This is a genomic window from Caulobacter flavus, assembly GCF_003722335.1.
GTDB lineage: Bacteria > Pseudomonadota > Alphaproteobacteria > Caulobacterales > Caulobacteraceae > Caulobacter > Caulobacter flavus.
In genome coordinates, this window is record NZ_CP026100.1 from 1,440,399 (window position 1) to 1,456,274 (window position 15,876).

15 protein-coding genes and 1 pseudogene are annotated in these 15,876 nt (G+C 68.3%); 5 read left to right on the forward strand and 11 right to left on the reverse strand.

All coding sequences use genetic code 11. From position 1 onward, the window contains the following. Positions 1-118 precede the first annotated feature (118 nt). The 4 genes from C1707_RS06870 (at position 119) to C1707_RS06885 (ending at position 4,769) form a co-directional block, all read left to right on the forward strand. Entirely contained in the window at positions 119-1,378 is a 1,260-nt protein-coding gene (locus C1707_RS06870; RefSeq protein WP_101711073.1) for an OprO/OprP family phosphate-selective porin, read from the forward strand. An 83-nt stretch (positions 1,379-1,461) separates the two neighbouring features. After that, positions 1,462-2,505, forward strand: coding sequence for a substrate-binding domain-containing protein (locus C1707_RS06875; RefSeq protein ID WP_101711072.1), 1,044 nt, complete (start codon positions 1,462-1,464; stop codon positions 2,503-2,505). Positions 2,506-2,672: 167 nt separating this feature from the next. Continuing rightward, complete coding sequence (locus tag C1707_RS06880; RefSeq protein WP_101711071.1) at positions 2,673-3,980, forward strand: hemolysin family protein; 1,308 nt, start codon at positions 2,673-2,675, stop codon at positions 3,978-3,980. A 21-nt stretch (positions 3,981-4,001) separates the two neighbouring features. Further along, the gene (locus C1707_RS06885) at positions 4,002-4,769 is read left to right on the forward strand and encodes a retropepsin-like aspartic protease family protein (protein WP_145998287.1); all 768 of its coding nucleotides are present in this window, start codon (positions 4,002-4,004) and stop codon (positions 4,767-4,769) included. Between the two features lie 12 nt (positions 4,770-4,781). On the opposite strand, the gene C1707_RS06890 is transcribed toward C1707_RS06885, so the two are convergent. Next, positions 4,782-5,873, reverse strand: a complete 1,092-nt coding sequence (locus C1707_RS06890; RefSeq protein ID WP_101711069.1) for a glycosyltransferase family 4 protein — start codon at positions 5,871-5,873, stop codon at positions 4,782-4,784. Beyond that, positions 5,873-6,697, reverse strand: a complete 825-nt coding sequence (locus tag C1707_RS06895) for a UDP-2,3-diacylglucosamine diphosphatase (protein WP_058347344.1) — start codon at positions 6,695-6,697, stop codon at positions 5,873-5,875. The genes C1707_RS06890 and C1707_RS06895 overlap by 1 nt, the downstream gene beginning before the upstream one ends. Positions 6,698-6,984: 287 nt before the next feature. Here C1707_RS06895 and C1707_RS06900 point away from each other — a divergent pair, with 287 nt between their 5' ends. Continuing rightward, on the forward strand, positions 6,985-7,614 hold the full coding sequence (locus C1707_RS06900) for a TetR/AcrR family transcriptional regulator (protein WP_101711189.1): 630 nt from the start codon (positions 6,985-6,987) through the stop codon (positions 7,612-7,614). A gap of 360 nt (positions 7,615-7,974) precedes the next feature. On the opposite strand, the pseudogene C1707_RS27135 reads toward C1707_RS06900, so the two are convergent. The 9 genes and pseudogenes from C1707_RS27135 to C1707_RS06945 all read right to left on the reverse strand — a co-directional run bounded on the left by C1707_RS27135 (position 7,975) and on the right by C1707_RS06945 (position 15,874). Further along, positions 7,975-10,919, reverse strand: a pseudogene (locus C1707_RS27135) (TonB-dependent receptor). Positions 10,920-11,070: 151 nt separating this feature from the next. Continuing rightward, the gene (locus C1707_RS06910) at positions 11,071-11,526 is read right to left on the reverse strand and encodes a chemotaxis protein CheE (RefSeq protein WP_101711068.1); all 456 of its coding nucleotides are present in this window, start codon (positions 11,524-11,526) and stop codon (positions 11,071-11,073) included. Further along, entirely contained in the window at positions 11,523-12,125 is a 603-nt protein-coding gene (locus C1707_RS06915; protein WP_101711067.1) for a response regulator, read from the reverse strand. Before C1707_RS06915 ends, C1707_RS06910 begins: the two co-directional genes overlap by 4 nt. Positions 12,126-12,133: 8 nt before the next feature. Further along, the gene (locus tag C1707_RS06920; RefSeq protein WP_101711066.1) at positions 12,134-12,523 is read right to left on the reverse strand and encodes a chemotaxis protein CheU; all 390 of its coding nucleotides are present in this window, start codon (positions 12,521-12,523) and stop codon (positions 12,134-12,136) included. 5 nt (positions 12,524-12,528) lie between these two features. Continuing rightward, positions 12,529-13,107 carry a chemotaxis protein CheD gene (locus C1707_RS06925; RefSeq protein ID WP_101711065.1) on the reverse strand — a complete coding sequence of 193 codons (579 nt, stop codon included), beginning with the start codon at positions 13,105-13,107 and terminating at the stop codon, positions 12,529-12,531. Next, the gene (locus C1707_RS06930) at positions 13,107-13,496 is read right to left on the reverse strand and encodes a response regulator (RefSeq protein ID WP_058347350.1); all 390 of its coding nucleotides are present in this window, start codon (positions 13,494-13,496) and stop codon (positions 13,107-13,109) included. The genes C1707_RS06925 and C1707_RS06930 overlap by 1 nt, the downstream gene beginning before the upstream one ends. A gap of 4 nt (positions 13,497-13,500) precedes the next feature. Next, the gene (locus C1707_RS06935; RefSeq protein ID WP_101711064.1) at positions 13,501-14,529 is read right to left on the reverse strand and encodes a protein-glutamate methylesterase/protein-glutamine glutaminase; all 1,029 of its coding nucleotides are present in this window, start codon (positions 14,527-14,529) and stop codon (positions 13,501-13,503) included. Between the two features lie 2 nt (positions 14,530-14,531). Then, the gene (locus C1707_RS06940; protein WP_101711063.1) at positions 14,532-15,410 is read right to left on the reverse strand and encodes a CheR family methyltransferase; all 879 of its coding nucleotides are present in this window, start codon (positions 15,408-15,410) and stop codon (positions 14,532-14,534) included. Beyond that, positions 15,410-15,874 (reverse strand): chemotaxis protein CheW, encoded by a 465-nt coding sequence (locus C1707_RS06945; RefSeq protein WP_101711062.1) that lies wholly within the window; start codon positions 15,872-15,874, stop codon positions 15,410-15,412. Before C1707_RS06945 ends, C1707_RS06940 begins: the two co-directional genes overlap by 1 nt. Positions 15,875-15,876: the final 2 nt, after the last annotated feature.

The following is a 15,876-nucleotide window of genomic DNA, read 5'->3' on the forward strand; positions in this document are numbered from 1 at the left end:
GACTTGTCGTAAATCGGTATCCGAAGCGTCACGCGCCCCCGTTAAAGCCCCAGAACGTCGTTATCCTGCGGGCAGCGCGCCCCGGGAAACAGGCGAACCTTGAAGGGGGGTCTCTCGTATGAGTGTCAGTGCCTCTTTGCTTTCCCGCTCGGCGCTGGGCTTCACGCTCGCCCTGGGCCTCGCCGCCGCCGCCCAAGCCCAGGACATGGGCGTCAAGTGGAGCGGGTCTCCGCAGTTCTCCAATGACGACGTGGCCTTCAAGGTCCGTGGTCGGATCCTTCTGGACGCCGTGTTCCAGGACGTCGAGCGCGACGGTCCGGGCGGCGACTTCGACACCCGCAACGTGCGCGGCCGCCAGGTCTTCCTCGGCGTCGAGGGCAAGCTGAACAACTACTTCGCCTACAAGGCCGAGGGCGGCGCCGTGAACAACGGCAACTGGGCCTGGGACGACGTTGTCATCGAGTACAAGCCCAACGAGCCGGTCTCGATCCTGTTCGGCAACATCAAGGCCGCCGGCCTCGAGAACCTGACCTCGACCCGCTTCATCACCTTCATGGACCGCGGTCCGTACGGCGACTTCGGCGTCGATTCCTACCTGCTGGGCGTGGTGGCCAAGTACCAGGGCCTGAACTACAGCCTGACCGGCGCGGTCCAGGGCGCGCCCATCAACACGGTCGACGTGGCCAACGCCGGCGCCGATTCCAAGGAGCGGATCGCCATCACGACCCGCGGCCACTGGGCGCCGGTCAACACCGACACCGACAAGCTGCACCTGGCGCTGTCCTACCGCTACCGCAATCGCGGCGACGAGGGCGCCTTCACCTACACCGGCCGCACCAACACCGCCTATACCAACGGCACGACCTTCTACACCTCGGGCGGGATCGGCAACCGCGACAACACGATCGCCTTCGAGGGCGCCTTCGTGCACGGGCCGTTCTCGGTGCAGGGCGAGTACGCCTCGATCGACGTCACCCGCCAGGGCGGCGCGGCCGTCGGCGGCGACCCGAAGATCAAGGTCGGCTACGCCTACGTGACCTTCTGGCCCACTGGCGAGATGCGCAACTACGACGCCATGGCCGGCGAGTTCAAGCGTCCCAAGATCCTCAACCCGGTGACCGCCGGCGGCTGGGGCGGCGTCGAGCTGGCCCTGCGCTACGACATCGCCGACACCACCGAGGCCTACGAGACCCTGAAGACCAAGCCGGGGACCTCGCAGGCCGGCGAGTACAAGGGCGTCACGCTCGGCGTGAACTACTACCCGACCTCGTACGTGCGCTTCCAGGCGAACTACACCGACGGCGACGTCGACAACTTCGGCGCCAACCAGGACTACACCATCAAGCAGTTCCAGCTGCGCGCTCAGTTGGACTTCTAAAGCCGCGTTTCGCCGGGCGGGCGCGGCGCGTCCGCCCGGCGACTTCCTTTTCCCTCGAGGCCTTTTCCTTCAGGAAATCAAAGATGAAGAAGCTCCTGTCCTGCGCGGCCGCCGCAGTCGCCCTGTCGGGCCTGGCCGCCGTTCCGGCCCACGCCGCCCGCGACTACGTCTGGGCCGCCGGTTCCTCGACCGTGTTCCCGTTCGCCACCCGCACCGCCGAGAACTACGCCAAGAAGTCCGGCAAGAAGGCGCCCAAGGTCGAGAGCCTGGGCACCGGCGGCGGCATCAAGCTGTTCTGCGGCGGCCTGGGCGAAGGCTTCCCCGATATCGCCAACGCCTCGCGTCCGATGAAGAAGAGCGAGTTCGACGCCTGCGCCGCCAAGGGCGTGAAGGACATCCTGCAGATCAAGATCGGCTTCGACGGCATCGTGGTGGCCACCGACAAGGACGGCGCCGACTACAACTTCAAGACCGAGCAGCTGTTCCTGGGCCTGTCGGCCAACGTCTACAAGGGCGGCCAGTGGGTGAAGAACACCACCAACAGCTGGGACGACGTCGGCGGCGGCCTGCCGGGCAACAAGATCCTGGTCTACGGCCCGCCCCCGACCTCGGGCACCCGTGACGCCTTCGTCGAACTGGCCATCGAGGCCGGCGCCCGCAAGTTCCCGTCGATCGACGCCATCCGCTCGGACAACGAGAAGCTGTTCAAGGCCAAGGTCGACCCGCTGCGCAACGACGGCTGGGTCGACGCCGGCGAGAACGACAACGCCATCGTCGGCACCCTGACCAAGACCCCCGGCTCGCTGGGCGTCTTCGGCTGGTCCTACCTCGAAGAGAACATGGACAAGATCAAGGGCTCGGCCATCAACGGCGTGCGGCCGACGGCCCAGACGATCGCCGACGGCTCCTACCCGCTGTCGCGCTCGCTCTACATCTACGTCAAGAAGTCCAACATCGGCGTCACGCCGGGCCTGGAGGATTTCCTGAAGGAGTTCACCTCCGACGCCGCCACCGGCCGGGGCGGCTACCTGCAGGGCCGCGGCCTGATTCCGCTGCCCCCGGGGCAGCACCAGGCGCAGAAGGACACGGTGGCCAAGAAGACCGCCATGGTCCGCCCGGCGTCCTGACGAAGGCCATTTGCGCGGCGATCGACGCCGCGCGACCGAAGATTGCGCCGTGGTCTATGGGCCACGGCGTTTTCTTTTGTATAGTGTCCGCCGGTCCGCCCGCGCCGCGTAAGGAAAGTCTGGGCCGTGGCCGCCGTCCGGCGCCGCGTCACTTGCCCCTAGGGACAATGATACTCCTCGCGCTCGCCGTCGTTCTGTTCCTCGTTCTGCTGAACGGGGTCTTCGCCATGTCCGAACTCGCGGTGGTCTCCGCGCGGCGGGCCAGACTGCAGAGCCAGGCCGACAGAGGGGACCGAGGGGCCAAGATCGCCCTGTCCCTGGCCGAGCACCCCACGCGCTTCCTGTCGGCCGTCCAGGTCGGCATCACCCTGATCGGCATCCTGGCCGGCGCCTACGGCCAGGCCACCATCGCCGGCGCGCTCGACAAGTGGCTGGAGCCCCAGCCGGTGATCGGGCCGCACTCCGAGATCATCGCCACCACCATCGTCGTCGTCGGCCTGACCTACGTGTCGGTGATCCTGGGCGAGCTGGTGCCCAAGCGCCTGGCCCTGATCTTCCCCGACACCATCGCCCGCGCCATGGCCCCGTTCCTGGCCCTGGTGGCCACGGTGCTGCGTCCGTTCGTGACCCTGCTGACGGTGTCGACCGCCGCCATCCTCAAGCTGATGGGCGTGCGCGACGAGCGCAACAGCGGCATCACCTCCGAAGAGGTCGAGACCGTCCTGGCCGAAGGCGCCGACGCCGGCCTGATCGAGCCGGAAGAGCGCTCGATGATCCAGGAAGTGCTGCGCCTGGGCGACCGTCCGGTGCGCGTGGCCATGACCCCGCGCCGCGACCTCTACTGGATCTCGCTGTCGGACGAACCCGAGGCCGTGCTGGCCGAGGTGCGCGAGTGCCCCTATTCGCGGATCGTGGTGGCCCTGGAAGGCGACCTCGATGGCGAGATCGGCGTGGTGCTGAAGAAGGACCTGCTGGACGCCTGCCTGGGCGGCGAGCCGCTGGACCTGCGCGCCCACATCCAGCAGCCGATCGCCATTCCCGAGACCATGTCGCTGCTGCGCGCCATGGCCGTGTTCAAGCAGACCTCGCTGCACGTGGCCCTGGTGGTCGACGAGTTCGGCTCGGTGCAGGGCGTCATCACGCCCATCGACCTGCTGGAGATGATCGCCGGCGACTTCCCCGAGGATCACGACGAGGGCGAGCGCCGCATCCTGCGCCGCGAGGACGGCAGCTGGCTGGTCGACGCCCGCCTCGACATCCAGGAGCTCAACGACGCCCTGGGCGAGAACTTCGAGGCCGAAGGCGGCTATCACACCGTGGCCGGCCTGATCCTCGACCGCCTGGGCCGCATCCCGGCCGAGGGCGAGATCCTGCACCTGGGCGCTTTCGACGTCGAGATCGTCGACATGGACGGCTCGCGCATCGACAAGGTCATCCTCAAGGCCGGCAAGCGGCGCGAGGACGACGAGGACTGACGGCGGGGCGAGGATAGGGGCGTGAGCCATCCGGGGCCCTGGGGCGTGGAGCCGCCGTCCGAACCGCGGCCGTCGACGCCGCCGCGCGCGTCGTGGCGGCGCTGGCTGGTCTGGCTCGTGCTGGTCGGCGCGGGCATGGCCCTGCTGGGCCTGCTGTTTCGCGCCGCACCATGGGCGATGCGTGAGACCAACGACTGGTTCTACCTGGTCTGGGGCGGCCTGCTGGCCCTGGTCCTCTCCGCCGGCCTGATGCGCGCCACGCGCCGCCAGGCGCTGCATGGCCTGGGCTATGCGGCGCTATGGGTGGTGATCGTCGCCGTCCTGGCCGTCGGCTACCTCTATCGCGCCGAGCTGGCCGAGGCGCCCCAGCGGCTGCGCATGGCCCTCAATACCGGCGAGCCGGTGGCCACGGGCGAGCGCGAGCTGCGGGTGGCCCAGGACGCCAGCGGCGCCTTCGTCGTCGTCGGCCAGGTCAACGGCCAACGCGTGCTGTTCCTGGTCGACACGGGGGCCAGCAACACCGTGCTCAGCCCGGCCGACGCCCAACGGGTCGGCGTCGACATGGCCGCGCTGCGCTACGACCAGACCAGCGAGACGGCCAACGGCCTGGGCTATGGCGCGTCGTGGACGGCCGATCGCCTCGACATCGGCCCGATCCGCCGCGACCGCTTCCCCATGGACGTCAACCGGGCCCCGATGAGCGCCTCGCTGCTGGGCATGACGTTTCTGAACACCCTGGACTCCTACGAGGTCCGGGGCGGACAGCTGATCCTGCGGTGGAAGGAGTAGGGGGGGCGGCCCTCAGGCCGCCGTCTTGCGCCGGATCCGCGCCAGGCGGCGCAGGCGCCGCCAGAAGCGGGTCTTTTCCGGCTCGGGGTAGGGCTGCAGGTTCTTGAAGAACTCCTCGGCGCAGGCGCGCCACGAGAAGCCCTCGGCGAACTTGCGCACGGTCGCGTGGTCTATGTCGAGGCAGGCCAGGCACGCCTCGCGCAGGCCGTCGGTCTGGCCGGGCGCCAGCACGCCGGCGCCGGAGCCGGGGATGATGTCGATGGGGCCGGGGGCCGAGAACGCCGCCACCGGCACGCCGGCGGCCATGGCTTCCAGGATCACCAGGCCGAAGGTGTCGGTCAGCGACGGGAAGCAGAACACGTCGGCGCAGGCGAAGTAGCGGGCCAGCTCGTCGCCGAACTTGGCGCCCAGGAACTTCACCTCGGGATACTTCTCGGCCAGTTCCTCGCGCTGGGGACCGTCGCCGATGACGACCTTGGTGCCCGGCAGGTCCAGGCTGGCGAAGGCCTCGATGTTCTTCTCGACGGCCACGCGGCCGACGTTGAGGAAGATCGGCCGGGCCAGGCCCTCGAACAGGTCCGGATCGCCTTCGGCGCGCGGCTTGAAGACGTCGGTGTCGACGCCGCGCGACCAGGGCGAGATGTTGCGGAAGCCGTGGCGCACCAGTTCGTCGCGCATGGTGGGCGTGGCCACCATCAGGCGGCCCGACGGCTTGTGGAACCAGCGCATGTAGGTGTAGCCGGCCGCCAGCGGCAGCGGCAGGCGGGCCGAGACGTACTCGGGGAAGCGCGTGTGGTAGCTGGTCGTGAACGGCAGCTTCCATTCCAGGCAGATGCGGCGCGCGGCCAGGCCGATCGGACCCTCGGTGGCGATGTGGATCGCCTCGGGCTCGAACGACTTGAAGCGCTCCTGCACCGGCTCGTAGGCGCCGATCGCGAGCTTGATCTCGGGATAGGTGGGCAGCGGGAAGGTGGGGAACTGGTCAGGGCTGACCACGTCCACTTCGTGGCCCATGGCGCGAAGCTCGGCCATCACCTTGGTGAGGGTCCGAACCACGCCGTTGACCTGCGGTTCCCATGCGTCGGTGGCGAGAAGTATCCGCATCAGGCGGCGGCAGGCTCCGGCAACGGGGGCTCGACGGCGAGCGCCCGGGCCCGGTCGATCACCGACCAGGACCTCATCTTGGACCATTCGAGGATTTCGAGCTGGCCGTCCATATGCTCCACCAGAGCGGTGCAGCTTTCAACCCAGTCACCGTCGTTGACGTAAAGAATACCGTCGATCTCCCGCATCTCGGCCTTGTGGATGTGGCCGCAGATGACGCCGTCGACGCCGCGACGACGGGCTTCGTCGGCGACCGCGGCTTCGAAGTTCTCGATGAACTGCAACGCGTTCTTCACCTTGACCTTCAGATAGGCCGAGAGACTCCAGTAGCCGAACCCCATCCTCCGCCGCGCGCGGTTGAGCAAGGTGTTCAGCATGAGGATGGTTCTATAGGACCAATCCCCGAGGAAGGCGAGCCACTTGGCGTGCTGCACCACGCCGTCGAACTCGTCGCCGTGCACCACCAGGTAGCGCTTGCCGTCTGCGGCCTCGTGGATCACGTCGCGCGCCACCACCACGCCGCCGAAATGGGTGCCGCAGAAGTCGCGCACCCGGTCGTCGTGGTTGCCGGGCACGTAGATCACCTCGACCCCCTTGCGGGCCAGGCGCAGGATCTTCTGCACCACGTCGTTGTGGCTCTGAGGCCAGTACCAGCCGCTGCGCAGCTTCCAGCCGTCGATGATGTCGCCGACCAGGTAGAGCTTGTCGCACTCGACATGGCGGATGAAGTCCAGCAGCAGCTCGGCCTGGCAGCCGCGCGTGCCCAGATGGACGTCGCTGATGAAGATGCTGCGGTAGCGGCGGATCTCGGTTTCGGCGGCCATCAAGGCTTCCCCAGCGCTGCGCGGCGCCCGCCCCCGCGGTGGCCGCTCTCCTAGCGAGAACTCGAGGGTGCGGATAAGCTGATTGCATGTCGCTTTGATGAAACCGTCCGGGTTCGGCGCGGGGCGCGTCGCCCTGTCGCGCCGGGCGCGGCGGGGCCGGTAGGGGAAGCTGGGCAGGGCGCCGTTGCGGCAGGCGCTCAGCCGACGACTTGAAACCGCCGCGATCCCTTGCATTGATTGGGAAAACGACTGTTGCAGCGCAGCATCGTCCGCACTAGATGACCCCGATGGACGCCGCCCGCCTCGCCAAGGACACACCGAAGTCGCTGAAGACGCGCGCGCGCATCCTCGACTGCGCGATGCGCCTGTTCGCCGAGATCGGTTATCACGCGGCCACCAACCCGGTGATCGCCGACGCCGCGGGCCTGACGCGCGGGGCGATGCTCTATCATTTCCCGACCCGCGAGGCCCTGGTCGAGGCCGGGGTGGCCCACGTCCAGGCCGCCCGCTCGGCCCTGTTCCGCGCCGCCGCCGACAGCATTCCGGCCGGCGCCGACGTCACCGAGCACGCCATCGACAGCTACTGGGACCTGCTGCACAGCGAGCCCTTCCTGGCCTTCGCCGAGCTGGAGGCCGCCGGCCGCACCGACCCGGCCATCCAGGCCCTGCTGGCGCCCGCCCAGGCCGAATTCGACCGCGCCCAGGCCGGCGACCACTTCCTGAAGATCCTGCACGCCGGCGCGGGCCCCCGCTTCCAGGCCAGCCGCGACCTCGCCCGCTTCATGCTGGAAGGCCTGGCCCGCACCACCCTGACCTACGACGGCGAAGGCCGCCGCGAGCGCCTGCTGATGCTGATCAAGCGCGCCACCCACATGCTCAACCGCAAGGGCGACATCCAGGATCTGTGGCCCGACTGATCAAGACCCTCCCTCCGAAGGGGGAGGTGGCCCGAAGGGCCGGAGGGGGCGTTTTCAGCTTTCGAGGCGGCGGAAAGTCATCCCCGGATCGCTACGCGACAGCGGATCCAGGTTTCCCACATCCTTAGCCACGAGCACCGCCTCCCTCGCCCTTGTGGCGAGGGCCCATGCTGGCCGCTGCTCAGACCTGTGCGGAACTCGAAAGATCTGAGCAGGCTGAACGATGGATCCTCGCCACAAGGGCGAGGAAGGCGAACTTGGGAATTTTTCTCCTCGGAGATCCAACGAAAAAGGGCGCCGGCTCGCGCCGACGCCCTTTCCGCCGCCTCCCCCCGAAGGCGGGGCGCGTTCAAGTCCGGATCAGAACTTGTAGCGCAGGCCCAGCAGGACCTCGCGGCCGGTGTGGTGGTAGACCACCGGCATGTTCTGCGTGCCGGTGAACTGGTCCTGGTACTCGTCGGTCAGGTTCACGCCTTCCAGCGTGATCTTGAACTGGTCGTTCAGGGTGTACTGCACCGAGGCGTCGACGTTGAACGTCTCGTTCGTGCCGTCATAGAGCACCGGCGCGGCCGCGGTGTTCTCCTGGCCCAGAACGCGGGTCAGGTAGCGATCGCGGTACGAGGCCGAGACGCGGGCGCTCCACTTGGCGTCCTCGTAGTAGAGGGTGGCGTTGTAGCCGTTGCGCGACAGGCCGGTCAGGTCGGTCGAGGCCACGACCGCGCCCGACGAGTTCACGTACTTCACGTCCGACTTCACGTAGGTGTAGTTCAGCAGCACGCCGGTGTTGGCCAGGAAGCTGGGCAGGAACTTGAACGGCTGCTGGTAATTGACCTCGAAGCCCTTGACCTTGCCGCCGTCGGTGTTGACCGGGGTCGAGAAGTTCCACTGCGCCGAGGGGCTGCAGCCGACCGTCGTGCCGCAGGCGGCGGTGGCGACGCTGTCGGGGATGCCGAACGGGTTGCCGGTGAAGGTGGTCGAGGTGGTGACCGTCTGCACCAGGCTGTCGATGTCCTTCTGGAACAGGGCCAGCGACAGCAGGGCCTGGCTCTGGAAGTACCATTCGAACGCCAGGTCGAAGGTCTTGGCGCGGAACGGATCCAGGTTCGGGTTGCCGGCGGTGACGCTGCGGGCCGTGCCCGAGACGCTGACCGTCGAGCCCGGGGTCAGGCTGCCGAGGTCGGGACGCGACATCACCTTGGCCGCGCCGAAGCGGATCAGGAAGTTGTCGGTCGGCTCCAGCACCAGGTTCATCGACGGCAGGGTGTCGTCGTACTCGCGGCTGGCCGAGATGGCGACCGGCGCGCCGCCCACATAGGTGTAGCCGGTGGCGTACTGCTTGGTCTTCACGTAGCGGACGCCGAAGTTGCCGCGCAGGCCCCAGTCGCCCACTTCCGTGCGGAAGTCGGCCTGGGCGTAACCGCCGCGGTTCTCTTCGGAGACGCCGCGGTTGTTGCCCAGCGACGGCTCGGCGCCCAGGCGGAACGCGCCGCCGTAGGCGGTCGGATCGTACAGGCTCAGCGCCGAGACGGCCTTGGCGATGCTCGGGATGATCGTCTGCGTGCCGCCCAGCGTGGCCAGGGTGGAGAAGTTGGCCAGCGACATGGCCGCGATGGCCGTCGGGATCACCGTTTCCTGGTTGGTGCTGGTGCCGACCGTCCGGCGCATCTCGGTGGTTTCGAAGTCGTACTGCTTGAAGTTCAGGCCGGCGTTGATCGACCAGGTGTCGTTCAGCTTGTAGACGCCCCAGGCCTGGGCGGCGTCATAGGTGTTCAGCGCCGTCTGCGGACGCAGGCGGATCTGGGTCAGGCGCCACTTGGTGGGGTCGGTCAGCGCGGCGTTGCCGTAGTTGAACTTCGGATTGCGGCTGTCGGTGTAGTCGTAGCCGTAGCCGTCGACGTTGAAGTAGTCGAAGCGCAGCGTGGTCTGGACCTGTGGTCCGACTCCGAGTGGCCGACGAAGCCGTGGATCGTGAAGTTGTCGCTGATCTGGTGGTCGCCGGTCAGCGAGAACTGCGTGAACTTGGTGCGCAGCTTGTCGAAGCGGTTCTCGACGGCCAGGTCGACGTCGTCGAACACGCCCTTGACCATCACGCCGTCCTGGATGGTCGACGAGACGACGTTGGTGTCGGCGATGCCGCAGCTGGTGGCGACGTTGGCGGTGGTGCAGGCGCCGCCGGTGCTGAAGGAGGGGGCCTCCAGATAGGATTCCTCGCGCGTGCCCTTGAGGTCGGCGTAGAGGGCGTCGAACGAGATCGTCGTGCCTTCGAACGGCTGGAACTGCACGGCCAGGGTCGCGCCCAGGCGCTTCTGGTCGTTCTGGAAGTAGTCGACGCGCGGGAAGCGCGGGTGCAGGGCGGCGTTGTTGGCCACGGCCGAGGCCGAGGTGTTGGCGGTGGTCGGCAGGCCGGCGACGGGCACGGCGTCGAAGCCGGGCGAGAAGGCGTTGCCGGTGGCCCAGCGCACGGTGCTGTGGCCTTCCTCGACGGTCTTGCGCTTGGTGTAGGCGATCGAGAACAGCGCGCCGAGCTTTCCGTCGGCCCAGGTGTTGGAGATCATGAAGGCGCCGCGCGGCGTGGTCTTCTCCGACAGGTCGTTGAAGCCGGCCTGGGCCGAGGCCGACATGGCGAAGCCGTTGTAGTCGAACGGACGCGCCGTGCGCAGGTCGACCGTGGCGCCCAGCGAGCCTTCTTCCGTCGTCGCCTCGGCGGTCTTGCGCACCGTGATGGCGTTGAACAGGTCCGAGGCGAAGATGTTGAAGTCGAACGAGCGGCCGCGGTTGGTGCCGCCTGACGGGTCGGCGCCGCCGGCGGTGGTCAGGGCCTCCATGCCGTTGATGCGCACGCGGGTGAACTGGGGACCAAGGCCGCGCACCGAGATCTGACGGCCTTCGCCGCCGTCGCGGGCCAGGGCCACGCCGGGGATGCGCTGGATGGATTCCGACAGGTTGAGGTCGGGGAACTTGCCGATGTCCTCGGCCAGGATCGAGTCGGTGGCCGCGGCTTCCTCGCGCTTGACGTTGAGGGCCTTGGCCAGGCTGTTGCGGAAGCCGGTGACGACGACGGCCTCGACGGCGTCGTCCTCGGTGGTCGGCTGGGCCTGCTGGGCCATGGCCGAACCGGCGGCGGCCAGGGCCATGGCGACGGCGCCGGCCGAGACGCTGATCTTCAGAGCGCGCAGGCGCGCGTCATGTCCGTAAGACATTTGTCCTCCTCCCGTTCGTTTCGTTGCGGCGCAGTCTTGGAGAGACCCCGCCGTGGCTTCGAAACAGTCCCGCGTCCTTCCCACGCGACCGTTCTCGGCCGTCATTCTGGAAACCGGTGTCAATCCCTGTCGGATCTTTCTGACACCGGTAGCAACGAACGCGTAACAAACACCGGAGGACGCATCAAGTGATGGGACCGGTAACAGTTGTAACGACCGGCGCGAGCGTGGCGCCGGCGCTACGAAAGCGTCGATTTCAGCGCTGGGCGACCTTGTGCAGGCCGTCGAGCATGCCCCGGCGCTGCTCGGCCGGCAGGCTGGCGCCGACGTTGCGCAGCAGGCGCAGGGCCGACAGGTGGACGTCCACGGCGTCCCACCGCCAGGCCTGGGCCTCGGCGCAGGAGTCGGCCAGGGCGCACAGCGACACAGCCGCCTCGTCGACCCCCGCGTCGGCCGCGAAGCCCGACACGTCCACGACCTTCAGGGTCATGGTGTAGAGCGTCTCGAAGTCCTCGCCGGCGCGGCCGGAAGCGGCCGGGCCGAAGCGGGCCTCGATGGCCTCCAGCGCCGCGTCCAGGGCCGCCAGCGAACTGTCGCGCAGGGCCTCGACATTGGCCTCGGCGGCGGCGACGGCGTCCTTGGCCAGGATCCCGCCGCGATCCTTGATCATGGCGGCCAGGCGATTGGGGGGACGGAACTTGCGAACGGTCATATCTGCACCTTCGCGATCTTCATCAGATTGTTGATCTCTTCCTGGGACATGTTGGGCTCCTGGGCATCCCCAACCTCCCCCTGAAGGTCGTCCTTGCGTCGGCCGTCCGTCCCCGGCGGCGGCCCCTCGTGTTTGAACCGTCGATCGGGTCCGATGTACGTATCGCACTCGATGAAGGCTCGCTCCTCGCGCGCCACCCAGAAGATCCGCTCCAGCAGCACCTTGGGCGTGATCGGCTTGGCGACGGTGAAGTTCGCGCCCGCGTCGCGGTTCTTGTAGATCTGCGAGATGCGGGTGTGGCCGGTGACAAGGATCACCGGCACGTAGCGGTTCTGCTCGGACGCCTCGCGCCGCAGCCACTGGATGAACTCGTAGCCGTCGACCTCGGGCATCTGCACGTCGCTGATGATCAGGTCGAAGGTGTGGATCTTCACCAGCGCCTGGGCGTCCTTCACGGACTCGGCGCGGTGCAGGGTGCGCACGCCGAAGCCGGAGACGACGCCCGACAGGATGTCGAGGGACGCGCCGTTGTCGTCGAGCACCAGCACGGTGGCGCGCTCGAGGTTTATCCGCGTCGATGGATTGAGCGGCTCGGGCATCGGCACCTTCAGAAGAAGTCGAGTTCGCCGGCCTCGGCGCCCCAGCCCGAATGCTCCTGGTCGGAACGCAGGCGCACGACGAGGTCGGCCAGGCCCAGGCCTTCGAGCAGCGGATCGACCGACAGGCTCCACTCTCCGGAAGCGTGCTGGCTGATGCGGGCCAGCACGTCCGACAGGCCGTGCAGCCGCTGGCTCAGCTCGTCCAGGGCCTGCAGGCGGGTGATGTTCTCGAGCGCGGCGCCGCCGGTGGCCAGTTCGCCCGCCACGTGCTCGCACTCGCGGCAGATGGTCGCCGCGGCCGCCAGTTCGGCCGCCAGCCGGCGCGACAGCTCGCCCACCGGAAGCTGGTGATCCGGCGTGACGACGATATCGGCGGCGGCGGTCGACGGGGCGGTCATGAGGACTAGAACAGCTCCAGGTCGCCGGCGTTGGACGCGGGCTGAGGAATGGGGGCGGGACGACGCACTTCCTGCGGCGCGTTGTCGACGGCCACGAGGCGCTGGCGCACCCGGCCGGTCACGGGCCAGAACTCGACCCGGCGGGCCGAGACGCCGCCGACGCTGGACGAGACGATCGGGATGCCTTCGTCGCGCAGGAAGCGCTCGGCGAAGGCGGCGTTGCTGGCGCCGACGTCCGACAGGCTGTCGAACAGCTTGCCGCCGCCGAAGATCTTGGCTTCCAGCCGCTCGCGGCGGGCGCCCTTCTTCAGCAGGCCGTTGATCAGCAGTTCCATGGCGTAGGCGCCATAGCGCACCGCGTCGCCGCCGCTGCCGCTGCCGCCCCGGCCGTCGCCGGCGTCGGGCAGCAGGAAGTGGTTCATCCCGCCGACCCCGGCCTGGGGGTCGCGGATGCAGGCGGCGATGCACGAGCCCAGAACCGTGGTCATCACCACGTTGGGATCGGTCGAGACATGGCTCTCGCCCTGGGTCACGTGGACCTTGGTCGCGCGCAGCTCGTCGTCGTGGGAATAGCCGCCGCCCATCATGTCAGCTGTCCGAACACTTGCTCGATCTTGTCGCGCAGGCCCTGCACGGTGAACGGCTTGACGCAGTAGTTGTTGACGCCGAACTGCACGGCGCGCTGCACCAGCTCGCGGTCGGCGCGGCCGGTCAGCATGACGAAGGCGGTCTGGCGGATCGGCGGGTGCGAGCGCACCGCGCGCAGCAGCGCCAGGCCGTCCATCTTCGGCATGTTGAAGTCCGAGATCACCAGGTTGGCCGGCTTGGCCAGGAGGTTCTTCAGGGCCTCCTCGCCGTCGGGCGCCTCACGGATGTCCTTGAAGCCGATCTGCTGCAGCGCGTTTCGGATCAGCGCCCGCATGGTCAGCTGGTCATCGACGACGAGAACGGAAATGGAGCTTGCTTGGGGCATGGGACTATCGCCTCGCGGAGGCCAGATCGAGGATGGATTGGCCGATGGAGGACAGGGAAACCTGCTTCTCCACGGCCCCGATTTCTTGGGCGGCGCGCGGCATGCCGTAGACGACGCAGCTGGCTTCGTCCTGGCCCACGGTGCGGGCGCCGGCCTGACGCATCTGCAGCAGGCCTTGCGCGCCGTCGCGGCCCATGCCGGTCAGGATCGCGCCGACCGCCTTTTCGCCGACGGCCTGGGCCACCGAGCGGAACAGCACGTCAACCGAGGGGCGGTGGCCGCTGACCGGATCGCCGGCGACCAGGCGGCAGCGCAGGCCGGCCGAGCGGACGACTTCCAGGTGCGTGGCGCCGCCCGGAGCGACATAGACCTTGCCGACTTCCAGCAGGGCGCCGTCGGTGGCTTCCTGCACCTTGGCCCCGCTGGCGCGGTCGAGGCGCGCGGCGAAGCTGGCGGTGAAGGTCGCCGGCATGTGCTGGGTGATGACGGTCGGCGGGCAGGTCTCGGGGAACTGGCTGAGGATGGTCAGCAGCGCCTCGACCCCGCCGGTCGACGAGCCGATGGCCACGACGTCGCCCGAGGGCAGGTAGGCGCCGCGACGCGCCGGAGCGGCGGGCGCGTCGGCCTTGGTGCGGACCGAGGCGCGGGCCGCGGTCTTCACCTTCTCGGCGACCTCGACCAGGGCCTCGGCGGTGCCGGTGGCGGTGGTGGGCTTGCCCACGCAGTCGACGGCGCCCAGTTCCAGCGCGCGCAGGGTCATCTCGGCCCCGGCCTGGGTCAGGCTGGAGACCATGACCACCGGCATCGGCCGCAGGCGCATGATCTTCTCGAGGAACTCGATGCCGTTCATGTTCGGCATCTCGATGTCGAGGGTCACGACGTCGGGGTTCAGGGCCTTGATCATGCCGCGGGCCTCGAACGGGTCGCCGGCGGCGCCGACCACCTCGATCTCGGGATCGCGGTTGAGGGCGGCCGTGATCAGGCCGCGCATGGTCGCCGAGTCGTCGACGACGAGGGTGCGAATCTTGGCCATGGTCAGACCCCCGTCTTGCGATAGGCGGTCAGGCCGCAGCTCTCGAAGCCGCGCACGTTGGCGCCGACGCGTTCGGAGTGGCCGACATAGAGCTTGCCGCCCGGCGCCAGCAGCGGCGCGAAACGGCTCCAGACCCGCTCCTGGGTCGGTTCATCGAAATAGATCACGACATTCCGGCAGAAGATGGCGTCGAACGGACCCTTCATGGGCCACGACGAGCCGTTGAGGTTCAGTTCGCGGAAGGCGACGAGGCTGCGCGCGGCCTCGCAGACCCGCCAGGCGCGGCGGTCGCTCGGATCACGCTCGAAATACTGGCCGCGCATCGATTGCGACACGCCCTCCAGCAGGTGCTCGTCATAGACGGCGGCCCGGCCGGTGGCCAGGACGTTGGTGTCGATGTCGGTGCCCAGGATGCGGATGTCCAGTTCGGCGGCGTTGGGCCAAACCGACAGCACCGTGAAGGCCATCGAATAGGGTTCCTGGCCCGACGAGCTGGCGGCGGACCACAGACGAAGGCGGCGGCCGGCGCGCACCTGGTCGGCGATTGGCTCCAGGATGTTGGCGCGCAGGTCGTCGAAGTGGTGCGGCTCGCGGAAGAAGCGGGTGACGTTGGTCGTCAGGGCCCGCAGCATTTCCTGGCTCTCGTCGTGACCCTGCTCGCTGGTCACGAAGGCGCAGTATTCCTTGAACGAACGCAGGCCCAGCGCGCGCAGGCGCTTGGCCAGGCGCGAATAGACCAGCGTCGCCTTGGTGTCGGGCAGGCTGATGCCGGCCATGCCGTAGAGGATCTCGGCGATGCGCTTGAAGTCTTGGGTCGTGAACGCGAACTCGCCATCGACGATGGCTTCGCGGCGATCCGTGGGGGCGGAGGCGAAGGTCATCAGGCGGCCAGGGCCTCGCGTTCGGGCAGCAGGCGATCGAGCGAGATCTCGCTGATCATCCGGCCGTCGATGGAAATGATGCCGCGGATGAAGCTGCGAACGGTGTCGCAGGCCAGGTCCGGGGTGGGCTGAACCAGGTCGTCGGTGATCGACAGGATGTCCGACACGGCGTCGACCAGCATGCCGATCATGCGGTCGCCCGCCTTGACCACGATGAACACGCTGCGGACGGTTGGCTCGACCATCGGCATGCCCAGGCGGCAGGCCAGGTCCATGATCGGCAGCACCGCGCCGCGCAGGTTGATGACGCCGCGCATGTAGCCGGGCGACTGCGGAAGCGTCGTGGCCGGGCTCCAGCCGCGGATTTCGCGGACGGCCATGATGTCCACGCAGTATTCCTGGTCGCCAACGCGGAAGGAGATCAGCTCCCGGCGTTCGCCCGTGACGGTGATTTCTTCGGACATCG

What these genes read in the sequence shown, in the direction of transcription:
- C1707_RS06870 (WP_101711073.1), top strand. Translation starts at nt 119, where the DNA reads ATGAGTGTCAGTGCCTCTTTGCTTTCCCGCTCGGCGCTGGGCTTCACG.
- C1707_RS06890 (WP_101711069.1), bottom strand. Translation starts at nt 5,873, where the DNA reads ATGCGGATACTTCTCGCCACCGACGCATGGGAACCGCAGGTCAACGGC.
- C1707_RS06945 (WP_101711062.1), bottom strand. Translation starts at nt 15,874, where the DNA reads ATGTCCGAAGAAATCACCGTCACGGGCGAACGCCGGGAGCTGATCTCC.
- C1707_RS06900 (WP_101711189.1), top strand. Translation starts at nt 6,985, where the DNA reads ATGGACGCCGCCCGCCTCGCCAAGGACACACCGAAGTCGCTGAAGACG.
- C1707_RS06930 (WP_058347350.1), bottom strand. Translation starts at nt 13,496, where the DNA reads ATGCCCCAAGCAAGCTCCATTTCCGTTCTCGTCGTCGATGACCAGCTG.
- C1707_RS06895 (WP_058347344.1), bottom strand. Translation starts at nt 6,697, where the DNA reads ATGGCCGCCGAAACCGAGATCCGCCGCTACCGCAGCATCTTCATCAGC.
- C1707_RS06935 (WP_101711064.1), bottom strand. Translation starts at nt 14,529, where the DNA reads ATGGCCAAGATTCGCACCCTCGTCGTCGACGACTCGGCGACCATGCGC.
- C1707_RS06880 (WP_101711071.1), top strand. Translation starts at nt 2,673, where the DNA reads ATGATACTCCTCGCGCTCGCCGTCGTTCTGTTCCTCGTTCTGCTGAAC.
- C1707_RS06920 (WP_101711066.1), bottom strand. Translation starts at nt 12,523, where the DNA reads ATGACCGCCCCGTCGACCGCCGCCGCCGATATCGTCGTCACGCCGGAT.
- C1707_RS06915 (WP_101711067.1), bottom strand. Translation starts at nt 12,125, where the DNA reads ATGCCCGAGCCGCTCAATCCATCGACGCGGATAAACCTCGAGCGCGCC.
- C1707_RS06910 (WP_101711068.1), bottom strand. Translation starts at nt 11,526, where the DNA reads ATGACCGTTCGCAAGTTCCGTCCCCCCAATCGCCTGGCCGCCATGATC.
- C1707_RS06940 (WP_101711063.1), bottom strand. Translation starts at nt 15,410, where the DNA reads ATGACCTTCGCCTCCGCCCCCACGGATCGCCGCGAAGCCATCGTCGAT.
- C1707_RS06875 (WP_101711072.1), top strand. Translation starts at nt 1,462, where the DNA reads ATGAAGAAGCTCCTGTCCTGCGCGGCCGCCGCAGTCGCCCTGTCGGGC.
- C1707_RS06925 (WP_101711065.1), bottom strand. Translation starts at nt 13,107, where the DNA reads ATGGGCGGCGGCTATTCCCACGACGACGAGCTGCGCGCGACCAAGGTC.